The 15,117-nt window shown below is 63.5% G+C and carries 11 protein-coding genes; 5 read left to right on the top strand and 6 right to left on the bottom strand.

Going from position 1 to position 15,117, the window contains the following annotated elements; translation table 11 throughout:
- Positions 1-16: 16 nt before the first annotated feature.
- Entirely contained in the window at positions 17-2,260 is a 2,244-nt protein-coding gene (locus CLG96_RS14145) for a glycosyltransferase family 4 protein (RefSeq protein ID WP_243395784.1), read from the bottom strand.
- A gap of 299 nt (positions 2,261-2,559) precedes the next feature.
- Between CLG96_RS14145 and CLG96_RS14140 the strand changes: the two genes are divergently transcribed.
- The 3 genes from CLG96_RS14140 to CLG96_RS14130 all read left to right on the top strand — a co-directional run bounded on the left by CLG96_RS14140 (position 2,560) and on the right by CLG96_RS14130 (position 6,064).
- Positions 2,560-2,763 carry a hypothetical protein gene (locus CLG96_RS14140; RefSeq protein WP_107968611.1) on the top strand — a complete coding sequence of 68 codons (204 nt, stop codon included), beginning with the start codon at positions 2,560-2,562 and terminating at the stop codon, positions 2,761-2,763.
- Positions 2,764-2,914: 151 nt separating this feature from the next.
- Positions 2,915-4,444, top strand: a complete 1,530-nt coding sequence (gene cysS / locus CLG96_RS14135) for a cysteine--tRNA ligase (protein WP_107968609.1) — start codon at positions 2,915-2,917, stop codon at positions 4,442-4,444.
- A gap of 246 nt (positions 4,445-4,690) precedes the next feature.
- A complete protein-coding gene (locus CLG96_RS14130; RefSeq protein ID WP_107968607.1) occupies positions 4,691-6,064 on the top strand; it encodes a class II 3-deoxy-7-phosphoheptulonate synthase in 1,374 nt (457 codons plus the stop codon).
- A gap of 80 nt (positions 6,065-6,144) precedes the next feature.
- Here CLG96_RS14130 and CLG96_RS14125 read toward each other — a convergent pair whose 3' ends face one another.
- The 4 genes from CLG96_RS14125 to CLG96_RS14110 are packed head-to-tail and all read right to left on the bottom strand — an operon-like array spanning position 6,145 to position 8,853.
- Positions 6,145-6,741 carry a retropepsin-like aspartic protease family protein gene (locus tag CLG96_RS14125; RefSeq protein ID WP_107968606.1) on the bottom strand — a complete coding sequence of 199 codons (597 nt, stop codon included), beginning with the start codon at positions 6,739-6,741 and terminating at the stop codon, positions 6,145-6,147.
- Positions 6,741-7,505: an MBL fold metallo-hydrolase gene (locus tag CLG96_RS14120; protein WP_107968604.1), complete on the bottom strand. Its 765-nt coding sequence runs from the start codon at positions 7,503-7,505 to the stop codon at positions 6,741-6,743. Before CLG96_RS14120 ends, CLG96_RS14125 begins: the two co-directional genes overlap by 1 nt.
- Positions 7,502-8,278, bottom strand: coding sequence for a TatD family hydrolase (locus CLG96_RS14115; protein ID WP_107968602.1), 777 nt, complete (start codon positions 8,276-8,278; stop codon positions 7,502-7,504). The genes CLG96_RS14120 and CLG96_RS14115 overlap by 4 nt, the downstream gene beginning before the upstream one ends.
- A 50-nt stretch (positions 8,279-8,328) precedes the next feature.
- Complete coding sequence (locus CLG96_RS14110; RefSeq protein ID WP_107968601.1) at positions 8,329-8,853, bottom strand: GNAT family N-acetyltransferase; 525 nt, start codon at positions 8,851-8,853, stop codon at positions 8,329-8,331.
- An 83-nt stretch (positions 8,854-8,936) separates the two neighbouring features.
- Here CLG96_RS14110 and CLG96_RS14105 point away from each other — a divergent pair, with 83 nt between their 5' ends.
- On the top strand, positions 8,937-10,826 hold the full coding sequence (locus tag CLG96_RS14105; RefSeq protein WP_107968599.1) for a transglycosylase domain-containing protein: 1,890 nt from the start codon (positions 8,937-8,939) through the stop codon (positions 10,824-10,826).
- Positions 10,827-10,837: 11 nt separating this feature from the next.
- On the opposite strand, the gene CLG96_RS14100 is transcribed toward CLG96_RS14105, so the two are convergent.
- Entirely contained in the window at positions 10,838-11,536 is a 699-nt protein-coding gene (locus tag CLG96_RS14100; protein ID WP_107968597.1) for an endonuclease/exonuclease/phosphatase family protein, read from the bottom strand.
- Between the two features lie 279 nt (positions 11,537-11,815).
- On the opposite strand from CLG96_RS14100, the gene CLG96_RS14095 reads away from it, so the two are divergent.
- Positions 11,816-15,049 (top strand): TonB-dependent receptor, encoded by a 3,234-nt coding sequence (locus CLG96_RS14095; RefSeq protein WP_165799654.1) that lies wholly within the window; start codon positions 11,816-11,818, stop codon positions 15,047-15,049.
- Positions 15,050-15,117 lie beyond the last annotated feature (68 nt).

Genomic DNA, 15,117 nt, shown 5'->3' with positions numbered 1-15,117 from the left:
GGCGACGGAAGGCGGATCAGGATGCTTTCATCCCGCCGCCGATCCGCGCCGACAATGTAATGCCGGCCTCCGATGCCAGCCGCTTCATGGCGCAGCAGGCGAACTGAAAGGCGAGCACCGACTCGGCGCCCTGATTAAGGTTCACGCGGTCACTCATCAACCCGTCGAAACAGCCCCCATCACCCTGCGAGGCGATCGGCAGACAGAGATCATTATCGCCCAGATACCAGCCATAGGCACGCCATGCGCTGTCTCGCCAGCGTTCGTCTCCCGTCGCTTCGAGCGCGCAGATCGCGGCATCGATCGTCGCCCAGGCCTCCAGCGGCTGCTGGTCGCACGGCAACGGCGGATGATAGGCGCGGCCGAAGCTGTCCGTGCCGACCGCGCGGAAATGGCCGGCATTGTTGGTCTGGATCCGGTCCAGCCAGTCGAACGCGGCCAGCCCGTCCGCGAGCATCGCCGAATCGCCCAGCCGCATACCCGCCCTGATCAGCGCCTCCGGCATGCGCGCATTGTCATAGGCCAGCACCGGCTCGAACCAGTTCCAGTCCCCCCGTCGCCATTTGGCGAGCTGCGCGCGCAGCCGGACGCCGAACTCGGCGATCATCGTACGGGCCACCGCATGGCCCGGGTGAGTCGAAAGCACCGCTTCCGCGCCGAGCAGGGCAAAGGCCCAGGTGCGCGGGCTCCCCAGTGCCAGTGATTGCGGTGCTACCTGATCGAAAAGATGGAGCGCCCAGCGGCGCAGATCCTGTGCCCGCGCCTCGCCTACGGTGGCACCGATCGACCAGAGCGAACGGCCGAAACTATCCTCGGATCCTTCCGGCTCCAGCCAGGTGCGATCGAAGGCCATGAAGTTGCGAAACCGGCCCCGTTCGCCATTCCAGGCATGCTGGACGAAGGCGGCATAGGTTAGGGCAAGCCGGTCGGCACGCTCGGCATCCGGCCCGTCGAAACGGTGCATCAGCATCAGGGCACGGCAATTATCGTCCACGCAATAGCCATGATTGCGATCGGGCACGTGGAAGACCGAATGCTGGATCATGCCGCATCCGTCGGTCAGCCGCTCCACCGCATCGAGGCTGGGAAGGACCGCCTCGGGGACCTCCTTCGGAACACGTGCGAGCCGCATCGGCTTCTTTGCGATCGCCCGGCCGCACACCGCCAGATAGGCCTGGGCGAGCTTTTCCCAGGTCGTGGCGCGTCCCTTGTCCCAGGCGCGACGGCCCAGCCTTTCCAGCCGTTCCGGCGCATCGAGCAGGCCGTTGATTGCGGCAGCGAATCCCTCGCTCGCGCCGAACGGGGCCAATATACCGACATCGTCCGCCAGCAGCTCCACCGCATGCCAATAGGGCGTGGAAACCACCGCCTTGCCGAGCGCCACCGCATAGGAAAGCGTGCCCGAGACGATCTGCGCCTCGTTGGGATAAGGCGTCACATAGATGTCGGCTGCGCCCAGATAGTCGAGTAGCAGCTCTTGCTCCACGAATCTGTCGATGAAGCGCACATTCGCTGCCACGCCTATCTCTTGGGCAAGTGCGGCCAGGCTTTCGCGATAGATTTCGCCCTCACGCGCGACGAGATGCGGATGGGTAGCCCCCAGGACCACATAGAGCACGTCGGGATGCGCCGCGGCGATGGCCGGCATCGCCCGGATCATCGTCTCTATGCCCTTGCCGGGCGAAAGCAGCCCGAAGGTCAGCAATATGCGACGCCCCTCGAATCCGAAGCGCCGCTTCATCTCCTCCGTGCCGGTGAATGGCCGGTCGGGCGCGCCATGTGGCACGATCTCGATCTGGCTGCGCGCCACGCCATGGACGCGTTCCAATATGTCGCGGCCCTTCTCGGCCATCACGATCAGCTTGTCGGCCCGGCGCACCAGCGCCTCGATCACCGCGCGCTGGTCAGCATCGGGATGTCCCAGGACGGTGTGGAGCACAACCACGACAGGCGCTTCTACCCGGTTCAGCAGCCTGGGCAGCAACGCGCCGGCCTGGCCGCCGAATATGCCATATTCATGCTGCACGAGCAGCACGTCCGCGCCGCTTTCGTTGATGCGCTGCGCCGCGAGATGATAGTCGCCAAGCTCTTCCTGGCCGATGGTGCAGACGACTTCGGGCCCATATTCATAATGTTTCCCGGAGTCGTTCATCGCATAGATATCGACGGCAAGATCGGGATAGGCCGTGATCAGGGCGGCACGGACGTCGGCCGTAAAGGTAGCAATGCCGCACAATCGGGGCGGGCTATTACCGATCATCGCAATTTTCTTTATGCTCCCGCCCGTGCGTCTTGCCGCCATTCTCCTGCTTCCTCTCGCCGCGGTATCCGGTCTGGCTTCGGGCCCGATTTGCCAATGTCTTGCCTTCCGGTCCGCATTGAAGGGGCAATGCGCGATGGTGGGAAAAGTTGCGGAAATGGCTTGTGCGATGCAGCGGAAATCGGCGGCCCGTGTCCCGCCTGCGTCAATTTCACCGTTGACGGTTGTTAGGGGTGCGTTATGGGAGCGGCTGGGACGGCATTCGGGCCGGGCCCGTAATGGACTATGGAGCTGCTCGAATGAAGAAGCTTAGCTTTGTTCTCGCCGCTGCCGGCCTGATGTCTCTGGCCGCTTGCGAAAAGCCCACCCCGACCGAGAACGCGGTCGAGAACGCTGCCGAGGCCCTGGAGAATCAGGCCGACGTGCTCGAGGAAGCCGCTGACAACGTCACGGCGAACGAAGCGCTCGAAGCCGTCTCGAACGAGGCCGGCAACGCGCTGTAATCGGTCGATCGCATCCTTCGGGTGCGGCATCGAGATAGGAACGGGCGCCCCTCATGGGGCGCCCGTTTTCTTTTGAACGCTTGGCAGAGCGTGCCGCCATGCGATAGACGCCCCCGCCTACCGGCCGCTCGACGAAAGAGATTTCCAAGCCATGCCCAGCCCCGGCGCGCCTCTCCAGCTTTTCGACAGCATGGCGCGCGCCGCGCGCGATTTCGTGCCCCTGGATCCGGAAATGGTGCGGATCTATAGCTGCGGCCCCACCGTCTATCATTTCGCGCACCTCGGAAATCTGCGCGCCTATATCTTCACCGACAGCCTTCGCCGTATCCTCAACTGGAAGGGCTGGCCGGTGAACCATGTCATCAACATCACCGATGTCGGTCATCTCACTTCGGATGCCGACGAGGGCGACGACAAGATGGAGGCCGCCGCCCGGCGCACCGGCCGCACCATCTGGGACGTGGCTGCCTTCTACACCGACGCCTTCAAGCGCGATCTGGCCCAGCTCAACATATTGCACCCCACATTGTGGAGCGTCGCGACCGATCATATTCAGGACATGATCGCCTTCGCCCGCCGCATCGAGGCTTCGGGCGCCACCTATGAGCTGGACGGCGGCCTTTATTTCGACACGTCCAAAGTGCCGGGCTATGGCCGCCTCGCGCGCGCGGCCGGCGAGGGGCCGGAAGTCGGCCGGATCGACACGGTCGAGGGCAAGCGTCATGCGGCGGATTTCGCGGTGTGGCGCCGTTCCGCACCCGGCGAGCGGCGCCAGATGGAATGGCAGTCGCCCTGGGGCGCCGGCGCGCCGGGCTGGCATCTCGAATGCTCGGTGATGAGCATCAAATATCTCGGCACCCAGTTCGACATCCATACCGGCGGGATCGATCATCGCGAGATCCACCATTGCAACGAAATCGCCCAGAATCAGGCTTTCACCGGCTCCGAAAGGAGCGGTGCAAACTTCTGGATGCACAATAATTTCCTGATCGACCGTACGGGCAAGATGTCCAAGTCGAAGGGCGATTTTGCGACGCTCCAGTCGCTCGTCGATCGCGGCGTGCATCCCCTCGCCTACCGGCTGCTCTGCCTTTCGGCCCATTATCGCAACGAGCTGGAATTTTCCGCCGACAGCATCGCGGCCGCGCTCACCCGGCTCAAGCGGCTGGTGATCGCGGTCGCCCAGTTGCGCGAAAAGGCAGGCGACCCGGCATGGCTGCGCGTCGCCCATGAGGCGAAGGATACACGCGGCGCCTCGCTCGCCTATCAGCGCGCGGCGATCGAGGAGGGTTTGTCCGATCAGGGCCAGAAACTGCTCGCCGAATTCGACGCGGCGATTTCGAGCGATCTCAATCTGCCCGCAGCGCTCCCGCTGCTCGAAACCGCGATCGGACTCAAGAAGCTCGGCGCCGAGGAGCGTCTCCGCCTCGTCGCCGCGATGGACCTGGTTCTCGGCCTCGACCTGATCGACGTCGATCGCCGCGCGCTCAGCCTGCGTCCGCAATCCGCGTCGATGACGGATGAGGACGTCGAAGCGCAGCTCGAGGAGCGCAAGGCTGCACGCGCCGCCAAGGACTTTGCCGCGTCGGACGCGATCCGGGATCGGCTGCTCGCCCAGGGCATCGAGATCATGGACGGCGATCCGCTCCGCTGGGAATGGCGCCCCCTATTGGTGGATTGAGTCTCTGTCCCATCCTGAGATGGCTGGTCTACTCGGCCTTCCACGCTCGTCCTGCGACGATATGGAGCGGCAGCGAACACTCACCCACGCGGTCATGGCCGAGGCCCGCCTTCCCTCATGGCGATGGTCACTCATCGGAAAGAATTATATCAGCGATCGAAGAACATCATCTGGCCCGGAGGCGTGACAGGAGGGCATGATTCGTCTAGGGCGCAACGCCTTAGAAAGCGAGAAAGAAGACGTAAGATGGCCACGGACTGGACGCCCGACAGCTGGCGCAACCACGAAGCGCGGCAGCTGCCCGAATATCCCGATGCGGATGCGCTGGCACGCGCCGAACGCGAGCTTTCGAGCTATCCGCCGCTGGTCTTCGCCGGCGAGGCGCGCGACCTGACGGCGGAGCTCGCCCAGGTCGCGGCGGGCAAGGCCTTCCTGCTCCAGGGCGGCGACTGCGCGGAATCCTTCGCCGAATTTCATCCCAACAATATCCGCGACACCTTCCGCGTCATCCTTCAGATGGCGGTGGTGCTGACCTATGCCTCCAAGCTTCCGATCGTGAAGCTCGGCCGCATGGCGGGGCAGTTCGCGAAGCCGCGCTCGGCGAATAATGAGGAACTGGGCGGCCTGTCGCTGCCCAGCTATCGCGGCGACATCATCAACGACATCGCCTTCGATCCGGCTTCGCGTGCGCCCGATCCGCAGCGGATGATCCGCGCCTACAGCCAGTCGGCGGCGACGCTCAACCTGCTTCGCGCCTTCGCGCAGGGCGGCTATGCCAATCTCCAGCAGGTCCATGCCTGGACGCTCGATTTCATGGGCCGCAGCCCCTGGGCCGCGCAATATCAGGCGCTTGCCGATCGCATCAGCGAGGCGCTCGATTTCATGGCCGCCTGCGGGATCAGCCCCGAAACGGTACCCCAGCTCCGTTCGACCCGCTTCTACACCAGCCATGAGGCGCTGCTCCTGCAATATGAGCAGGCGTTGACCCGGCAGGATTCGCTGACCGGCGACTGGTACGACACCTCGGCCCATTTCATCTGGATTGGGGATCGCACCCGCTTCGAGGGCTCGGCGCATGTCGAATATCTGCGCGGCGTGCGCAATCCGATCGGCATCAAATGCGGGCCGAGCCTGGAGCCGGACGTGCTGCTGCGTATGCTCGACACGCTCGATCCGGCGCGCGAGCCGGGCCGCATCACGCTCATCACCCGCTATGGGCATGACAAGATCGAGAAGCATCTGCCGACGCTCGTCCGCGCGGTGAAGCACGAGGGGCGCCCGGTCGTCTGGTCCTGCGATCCGATGCACGGCAATGTCGTCAAGGCCGCCAATGGCTACAAGACACGTCCGTTCGAACGCATCCTGGCGGAAGTACGCGGCTTCTTCGCAGTGCACCGTGCGGAAGGCACGCATGGCGGCGGCATCCATGCCGAAATGACCGGCCAGAACGTCACCGAATGCACTGGCGGCGCGATGGCGTTGTCCGAACAGTCGCTGGCGGACCGTTACCACACCCATTGCGATCCGCGCCTCAATGCCGGCCAGTCGATCGAGCTGGCCTTCCTGCTCGCGGAAATGCTCAACCAGGAAATGCGCGAGCGCGAACGCGACGCGGCCTGACCCATGATCGAGCCATCATCCCGGCCATTGTCGGGATGATGGCTCGGCTCCGCGACACATCCCTTATAAGTTAACGGACTTTAGGGGCGCAGGATCAGCGTTCCCTGCTCGACGCCCCAGCCTTGCAAGCTGGACAGGAAGTTCATGCCGAGCACATTCGTATCCCCGAATTCGGGAGCGCTGATCGCGCCGAGATCCTGACGCACGACATTGGCGAGCTCGAGCCGATCTATCCTAAGGCGCCGGGCATAGATTAGGCCATTGGCGGTGTTCACGGCCACCGGAAAGCCGCCATGATCTATGTCGATCCCCGCCGATCGCGCACCATCCACCGACAGGGCCGTCATGGTCGCCCCGCTGTCGATCAGAAAGCGCAGCTCCGTGCCGTTGACGTTCGCGCGCACCCAGAAATGGCCGTCGCTCGCCATCGGAATGCGCAGCTCGCCACCCTGTGCTACGGGCGTTTCGGGATAGAGCGCACCGCGCAAGCGGTCCCCCAAGCCTGCGAATTCATGGCGATAGGCATAGATCAGGAAACCCGCCATGAAGATCGCCAGCCAGCCCAGCGCCATCTTCACGAATGTCGCCGGTGGCAGCCGACGCGCGGCGAGCGCGCTCACGACCAGCACCAGCATCAACATGATCATGACGACCGAAAGGCCGTCACCACCCGTCATCACGGGATGATCTCCATGCCGTCATGGGCCGGCTCCACCCCGGCCGGCAGCTCGCGGCACAAGCTCGCATAGTCCATCGACTGGTCCATATGGGTCAGGAGCGCCCGGCGCGGCTTCAGCGCGGCAATCCAGCCCAGCGTGTCCGCGAGATGCGCGTGCGTCGGATGCGGACGGCGGCGCAGCGCATCGACGATCCACAAGTCCACGCCTTCGAACAGCGCGGCCATTTCATCCGTCATCCTGTTGAAATCGGTAGAATAGGCGATCGATGTGCCGCCCTGTTCGAAGCGCAGTCCGGCCGATGTGATCTGGCCATGCGGCTGATCGACGCAGCGGACCTTCACATCCCCGATCATCATCTCGTCCTGCAGCGGATGGAGATCGGCCGTAGGCGGATAGCCGAAGCGCCCGTCAAAGGCATAGGCGAAGCGATCCTTCAACTCGGTCGCGGTGGTCCCGCGCGCATAGCCGGGCACCGGAGCACCCCGGACATGGTAGATTTGCCGCAGATCATCGAGCCCATGACAATGGTCGGCATGTTCATGCGTCCAGATCACCGCATCGAGCGCGCCGACGCCTGCGCTCAGCAGTTGCTCGCGCATGTCGGGCGTGGTGTCGACCAGGATACGCGTCGCGTCCGTCTCGACCAGGATCGAGGCGCGCAGCCGCCGGTTGCGCGGCTCGGCGGGATCGCAATCGCCCCAGTCGCCGCCGATCCGGGGCACGCCGGAGGATGTGCCGCAACCGAGGATACGAACCTTCACGCGCGCGCCTTATCGAAGAGATTGAAGAAGTTGGAAGCCGTTTCTGCTGCCAATTCTTCACTCGTCTGGCCGCGCAGCCCGCTCAGGAAACGCGCCGTATCCGCGACGAAGGCAGGCTCGCAGCTTTTGCCCCGATGCGGCACGGGCGCGAGGAAGGGCGCGTCCGTTTCGATCAGCAGCCTGTCGCTTGGCAGCGTCGCGGCGGTGGCCTGAAGGTCCCGGGCATTCTTGAAGGTGACGATGCCGGAAATGGAGATATAGAAGCCCAGCTCCAGCGCTTTTTCGGCGAAATCGGCGCTGGCGGTGAAGCAGTGGATGACGCCCTTATAGTGGCCCTTTTCCATTTCTTCCCGTAGGATAGCGGCCGTGTCTTCCTCCGCCTCGCGGGTATGGACGATCAGCGGCAGCCCCGTCTCGCGCGCGGCGGCGATATGGGCGCGGAAGCTCGCCTGCTGCCGTTCCCTGTCGCTATGGTCATAATAATAATCGAGCCCCGTCTCGCCGATGCCGATCACGCGCGGATGCGAAGCAGCGGCGACGAGGCGCGCCATATCCACCTCGGGATGGGCATCGGCTTCATGTGGATGGATGCCAACCGTAGCCCACACGTCCGGCTCGCGCTCGGCGGTGGCGATCACATCGCCCCATTCCCGCTCGCGCGTCGATATGTTGAGCATGGTGGTAACGCCCGAGGCGCGCGCGCGGGCGAGGACGGATGCCTGATCCTCGACGAGGCCGGCATAGTTCAGATGGCAATGACTGTCGACGAGCATGGCCCTGAGATAAGCCCTCCGCCGCCTCCCGTCACGGGCAAGTTGCGGGATCAGAGGCTACGCGCGAGTATGATATCGTCATAGCTGCGCGATCCGACCGAAAATTGGCGATGCCCGATGGGCAGGAAGCCGGACTTGGCATAAAAGGCGAGCGCAGAATGGTTCTCGCCATAGACACCCAGCAGCAGCCGTTCCTGGCCGGCGGCGCGCGCAATCTCCGCCGCGCCTTCCATCAGCGCGCGGCCGAGCCCCGCGCCGTGAAATTTGGAGAGGAGATAAAGGCGCTTTATCTCCATGTCCCGCTCGCCCACCTCCACCGGCAGCGCCGGCCGGGTGAGCACGATATAGCCGATCGGCGCGCCGCCCGGCGGCGCTTCGGCGAGCAGGATGGTGGTGGTGGGATCGGCCAGCCATGCGGCATAGACTGCCACGCCATGCTGGGTCGCGCTGTGCGCGATGATATCCGCCCCGTCGATGATGCCGGCATAGGATTCGAGGAAGGTCGCGGCGCCCACCAGCGCAAGTGCCGCGGCATCGGCGGGCGTGGCGGGACGGATAGTTGGCGGATTGTTCATGTGCGTCCCCATAGAATAAGATCGGACCAGCTCGAAACCAGGCGCATGACCATGATCACGACCGACGAGCGAGGCGCCGGCTGATGCGGATGGACCCGCCCTCCGCCGGCGAGCATGGCCCAGCCGAGCTCGCTCCCGCTCCGCCTCAATTGCCTGCCCCGCGCAGCCGCCGCTGGATCTGGATCGGACGCGGCCTCTTCGCCTTTGTGGGCCTTTTCCTTCTCCTGATCCTTTGGCTTGCGGTCACCACCCCGCTTTCCAAGGCGCTCCGCCCCTTGCCGACGCCGACCTTGGTCTTCGTCTCCGCCGAGGGGCGGCCGATCGCGCGGCAGGGTGAGCTCAAGGAGCGGCCGGTCTCGGTCGCGGCACTGCCTGCCCATGTGCCGGCCGCCTTCATCGCGATCGAGGATCGCCGCTTCCGGACCCATTTTGGCATCGATCCGCGCGGTATCGCGCGCGCCGCCTGGAACAATCTGCGCGCCGGTTCCGTGCGTCAAGGCGGCAGCACCATCACCCAGCAGCTCGCCAAGACGGTGTTCCTCACCGCCGACCGCACCGCCACGCGCAAGCTGCGCGAGCTGATGATCGCCTTCTGGCTGGAGGCGTGGCTGTCCAAGGACGAGATACTCTCGCGCTATCTTTCGAGCGTTTATTTCGGCGACGGCGTCTATGGGCTGCGGGCCGCGGCACGCCATTATTTCGATCGCGAGCCCGAGCGGCTGACGGTGCCCCAGGCGGCCATGCTGGCGGGCATGGTGAAGGCGCCCTCGCGCCTTGCGCCCACCCGCAATCTCAAAGGCGCGCGCGCCCGGGCGAAGCTCGTCATCGCCGCGATGGTCGAAACGGGCAGCCTCGATGCGGACGAGGCGCGCCGCCTGCACCCCGCCCGTATCGCCGCCGACGACGGGGCCCGGCTGCCCAGCGGCACTTATTTCACCGACTGGCTGCTCTCCGCCGCTCGTTCTGCGACCGAGGCGGATTATGGCGAGCAATATGTGCAGACGACGCTCGACGCCGGATTGCAGCGCAGCGCGGTGCGCGCGCTCTCGCGTGCGGGGCTCGGGCCACATCAGGCGGCGCTCGTCGCGATGCGGCCGGATGGACGGGTAGTGGCGATGCTCGGCGGGCGGAGCTACCGGCAAAGCAGCTTCAACCGCGCGACCCAGGCGCGCCGCCAGCCCGGATCGACCTTCAAGCTGTTCGTCTATCTCGCGGCGTTGCGCGCCGGCATGCGCCCCGACGATGCCGTGGAAGATCGGCCGATCACGATCGAAGGCTGGACGCCGAAGAATAATGACGGGCGCTATCGCGGCCGGATCAGCCTCAACGAAGCCTTCGCCATTTCGAGCAATGTCGCGGCGGTGCGCCTGTCCGAAGATGTCGGCCGGGGAGCGGTGATCCAGGCCGCGCGCGATCTGGGGATCGCCAGCCCGCTCGCCGACCGGCCGAGCCTGGCGCTCGGCACATCGGGCACGACGCTGCTCGAAATGACCGCAGCCTATGCGGCGGTCGCCGGCGGCACCTATCCCGTGGCTCCTTATGGCCTGCCCCGGCCGCCGGCGAGCTTGCTGGAAAGGCTCCGCAACCGGCAGGTGCATTTCCCGCGCGAGACGACATGGCCGATGCTGCTCGATCTGCTGTGGAGCGCGGCCAATTCCGGCACGGGGCGACAGGCCGCGCTCGCGCTTCCGACCTTCGGCAAGACCGGCACGACGCAGGACCATCGCGATGCGATGTTCATCGGCTTCGTCGAGGATCTGGTCGTCGGCGTGTGGATCGGCAATGACGACAACAGCCCGATGAACGGTGTCAGCGGCGGCGGGCTTCCGGTCCGCATCTGGCGCGATTTCATGCTGGATGCGCTGCGTGCCGGCAAGGCCCGGGATCCGGAGAGCCGCCGGAACGACGACGCGGCCGCCGCGATCGAGGCGGGCGCGCGCCTGTTACGCGAGGTACGGCGGTTCGACGACTGAACCCCGCGCGTTCAGCGGTGGAGATGAACGCGCGCCCAGACCGGCAGATGGTCCGACGCCGTCTGCGCGATCAGGCTGCGATGGACGCCCGCCTCCTCCACCGATATGCCATCGCCCGTCAGGATCCGGTCCAGCCGGGCGATCGGGCGGCGCGCATGGAAGCTCGGGCCGATATGCGCGATTTTATAATGCGCCGCGAAATCATGCAGACAACCTGAAGATGCGGTCCATTCGTTGAGATCACCCATCAATATGGTCGGCAGCTTGGTCGGCTGCTGCTCGATATGGGACAGGATCGCGCGCGCCTGCCGCCGCCGCCAGAGCCCCGAAAGATCGAGATGCATGCCCACCACGCGCAGCTCATGTCCGCCGATGCGCAGATCCGCCAGCACCGCGCCGCGCGGCTCCAGCGCGGGCAGCACCAGCGGCATGTGACGCAGGATCGTCACCGTGTCGCGCACCAGCAGCGCATTGCCGTGCCAGCCGATGCTGCCCGCCCTTATGTCGAAGGGAACGGGGCGATAGTCGCTATGTTCGCTCAGCATGTGCGGCGGAATGGCGCTCTGCCGCGCGCCGAAGCGGCGATCCGCTTCCTGCAGCGCGATGATGTCGGCATCCAGCTCCGCCAACACCTCCAATATCCGCTCCGGCCGTCTCCGCCTGTCCGAACCGATGGCCTTGCGGATATTGTAGCTGGCGACGAGCGGCATGGCCTTCCGAACCTCCCTTGCAAAGCCGTGTTCCGCCGGCTCTCGCAAGGCGATGTCCTATCGCAGCGCGACTGCGGCAGGAAGGCAACAGCTCGAAATATAAGCATCCGCGCTGCTGCAGGGCCAATATGTCAATACCGCCATATTGCGGTGTGAAATTCGCCTGTGTAACGATCTTGCAATCGTGGAGTCGCGTAGGGGAAATGCGCCATTCACGGTCGCGTAATGATCGAGCGCCATCGCCGCGCGCATAGCGAAATCAAAGGGGGAAATCTTAAAATGAAGAAGTTGTTTATCGGCTGCGCTGTAGCTGCGCTGGCCACGAGCGCTGCCTATGCGCAGGAAACGACATCTTCTATTCGGGGATCAGTGGATGCCGCTGGCGAGCCTGTCGCCAATGCCACCGTCCGAGTGACGCATGTTCCATCAGGCACCGTCTCGACCACGACCACCGGGGCCGATGGCAGCTTCAATTTCTCGGGTCTTCGCGTCGGCGGCCCTTTCACCGTGATGGTCAGCGGGCAAGGCTATCCCGAGCAGTCGGTGACGGATCTTTTCCTCACCGCCGGCCAGCCGCTTCGTCTGCCCGTATCGCTCGAAACGGGCTCTAACGAGATCGTCGTCACGGCCGCGCGAGTGAACAGCGCAGAGCTTTCGACAGGGCCGATCACGTCCATTGGTCGCGAACAGATTGCGGGCATCGCCACGGTCAATCGCGACATACGCGATATTGCACGTCGCGATGCCTTCGTGACCATCGACCAGACCAACAGCCGCGCGATTGAAATCGCTGGCCAGAATGGACGCCTCAACAAATTCTCGATCGATGGCGTCAACTTCTCCGACAATTTCGGTCTGAACAATGGTGGCCTTCCGACCAATCGCGGTCCGGTCCCGGTCGATGCGATTGAACAATTGTCCGTCAAGGTTGCGCCCTATGACGTGTCGGAAGGCAATTTCCAGGGCGGCGCCATCAACGTCGTGCTGCGTTCGGGCGAGAATAAGTTCACCGGCTCGGCTTTCTACACCTATTCCGACGATAGCCTGACCGGTGACAGGACTCGCGAACTCTCGCAGAATCTCGATTTCGAGAGCAAAAATTACGGCGGGTTCCTGTCCGGCCCGATCGTCAAGGACAAGCTGTTCTTTGCCATATCCTACGAGCGTATGGATGAAGGCTCCCCCGTTCAGGACAATCCCGATCTCGTTCCGAACATCAGCCAGGCAAAGATCGATCAGGTAGCGGCCATTGCCAAGAGCCGCTACAATTATGATCCACTCGGTGTTCTACGCACGGCCGACGAGTTCGATGAGAAATATACCGCCAAGGTCGACTGGAACGTCACCGATGGCCAGCGCGCCTCCTTCACCTATATCCATAATGAAGGAACGCGCGGCTTTCAGCAGGGTGTCTCGCTCTCGACAACATCGCCGGGTGTCGGCCTTCTTTCGAACTCCTATGAGCTCAGCGAGAAGGTCGATTCGGGTGTTTTCCAGCTGAACTCCGACTGGTCGGATAATTTCGCAACCGAGACCCGCATCAACTATCGCAAATATGATCGCGGGCAGGATACGTTCGGAGCTCTCACGCAGGGCCAGTTCACCGTCTGCACCGATCCGAGCAATCCGGCAGGCGATCGTCTCGATCGCTGCTCGCAGGGCACGAGCGCGGCGCCGGGCGGGCTACGCGTGCTTTTCGGCCCCGATCCCTCGCGCCAGGCAAATGTGCTCAACACCGAATCCTATGGCGGCGACATCGCTGCTCGCTGGACCTACGGTGCCCATAATCTGAAGCTGATCGCGGGCTTCAATCATCTGAAGGTCTATAATCTGTTCCTTCAGAACGCGCTCGGCACCTATTATTTCGACTCTCTCGCAGACTTCCAGAATGGCCGCGCAGGCCAGCTGATCCTTGCGGGTTCGCTCACGGGCGATATCAATGATGCCGCCGCGCGCTATAATTATAATCAATATAATTTCGCTCTGCAGGACAGCTGGGATGTCAGCGATGCGCTGAATCTCACCTTTGGCGGCCGCTATGATCTCTTTCAGTCCAGCAGCCGTCCTTTCCTGAACCGCAATTTCGTCAATCGCTATGGCTTCGCCAACACGGAAACCTACAATGGCAAGGGTGTCTTCCAGCCCCGCTTCGGCTTGACCTGGAAGGCTTCCGATCGCCTACAGATTCGCGGCGGCGGTGGGTTGTTCGCGGGCCAGTCGCCCGACGTCTGGCTATCGAACAGCTTCTCCAATACCGGCGTCGTCACCAACTCGGTAACGATCACGCGCAATGCGAGCTGCAACACCGATCCGGTCTGCAACGCTGCGCTCAATGGCGTGACCGGTCAGGGCAATTTCAGTCCGGTAGTTCAGAATTTCCTGCTCACGAACACCGGTTCGCTGGCGCAGGCGGCGACAAACGCCATCGATCCGGATTTCAAGATCCCATCGATCTGGAAGGCGAGCGTTTCGGCCGATTATGAGTTGAACCTGGGCCCGCTCGGCGATGGCTGGGTTGTCGGCGGCGATTTCCTCTATACCAAGGTCGATCAGGCGGCCGACTATGTCGACCTGCGCTCGGTCCGCATCGGCACGATGCCGGATGGCCGTCCCCGCTATGCTCCTATTACGGGCACACCGGGCAATGTCACCAACCAGGATTTGCTGCTCACGAACGATGATCGCGGCCGCGGCTATATCGCCGTTGCGCGCCTTAGCAAGAGCTGGGATTTTGGCCTCGATGCCAATGTGAGCTACACTTATCAGGACATCAAGGACGCGAACGCCGTGACCTCGTCCACGGCCAGCTCCAACTATGGCCAGACGGCCATGGCTGATCCGAACAGCGCGGCTTATGGAACGTCGATCTACCAGATCAAACATTCGCTGAAGTTCGGCGTCGACTATAATCACGCCTTCTTCGGCGATTATAAGACTCGTATCAGCATCTTCGGTGAGCGCCGTTCGGGACGGCCCTACAGCTACACAATGAACGATCCGAACTCGAGCGCCGGTCGCGGTTCCAGCACGTTCGGCGTGGTCGGGACGAGCAACCGCCATCTGCTCTATGTGCCGAACGTGGCGTCGATCACCGCTGATCCGCTGGTGCAATATGACAGCGCGGCGACGTTCACGGCATTGCAGAACTTCATCCAGAACAACGGGCTGGAGAAATATCAGGGCAAAATCATCTCGAAGAACACGGCTCGCTCGCCGAGCTTCTTCAAGGTCGACCTCCATGTCTCGCAGGAGGTTCCGACCTTCGTGGGCGGCAGCCGTATCAAGCTGTTTGCAGACATGGAAAATGTCCTGAACTTCATCGACAAGGACTGGGGCTCGCTGCGTCAGCTCGGCTTCCCCTATTTCGCCAGCCTGGTGAATGCGAGCTGCGCGGCCACTTCCAACGGCAACTGCACCAAATATCAATATTCCAGCTTCCAGGATCCGCGGATCGTCAATCAGACCCGCTATTCGCTGTGGCAGATTCGTATCGGCGCGAAATTCGAATTCTGATTTCAGACACGAATAGCCAATGGTTGGCCCGTCGCTCCCCCGGAGCGGCGGGCCTTTCCTTTTCAAGG

Source organism: Sphingomonas oleivorans (assembly GCF_003050615.1).
Taxonomy (GTDB): domain Bacteria; phylum Pseudomonadota; class Alphaproteobacteria; order Sphingomonadales; family Sphingomonadaceae; genus Sphingomonas_H; species Sphingomonas_H oleivorans.
This window is presented reverse-complemented; position numbering and strand designations above follow the sequence as displayed.

Bases quoted from the DNA above. Each gene is read 5' to 3' on its own strand.
- CLG96_RS14145 (WP_243395784.1), bottom strand. From the start codon at position 2,260: ATGATCGGTAATAGCCCGCCCCGATTGTGCGGCATTGCTACCTTTACG.
- CLG96_RS14140 (WP_107968611.1), top strand. From the start codon at position 2,560: ATGAAGAAGCTTAGCTTTGTTCTCGCCGCTGCCGGCCTGATGTCTCTG.
- cysS (WP_107968609.1), top strand. From the start codon at position 2,915: ATGCCCAGCCCCGGCGCGCCTCTCCAGCTTTTCGACAGCATGGCGCGC.
- CLG96_RS14130 (WP_107968607.1), top strand. From the start codon at position 4,691: ATGGCCACGGACTGGACGCCCGACAGCTGGCGCAACCACGAAGCGCGG.
- CLG96_RS14125 (WP_107968606.1), bottom strand. From the start codon at position 6,741: ATGACGGGTGGTGACGGCCTTTCGGTCGTCATGATCATGTTGATGCTG.
- CLG96_RS14115 (WP_107968602.1), bottom strand. From the start codon at position 8,278: ATGCTCGTCGACAGTCATTGCCATCTGAACTATGCCGGCCTCGTCGAG.
- CLG96_RS14110 (WP_107968601.1), bottom strand. From the start codon at position 8,853: ATGAACAATCCGCCAACTATCCGTCCCGCCACGCCCGCCGATGCCGCG.
- CLG96_RS14105 (WP_107968599.1), top strand. From the start codon at position 8,937: ATGCGGATGGACCCGCCCTCCGCCGGCGAGCATGGCCCAGCCGAGCTC.
- CLG96_RS14100 (WP_107968597.1), bottom strand. From the start codon at position 11,536: ATGCCGCTCGTCGCCAGCTACAATATCCGCAAGGCCATCGGTTCGGAC.
- CLG96_RS14095 (WP_165799654.1), top strand. From the start codon at position 11,816: ATGAAGAAGTTGTTTATCGGCTGCGCTGTAGCTGCGCTGGCCACGAGC.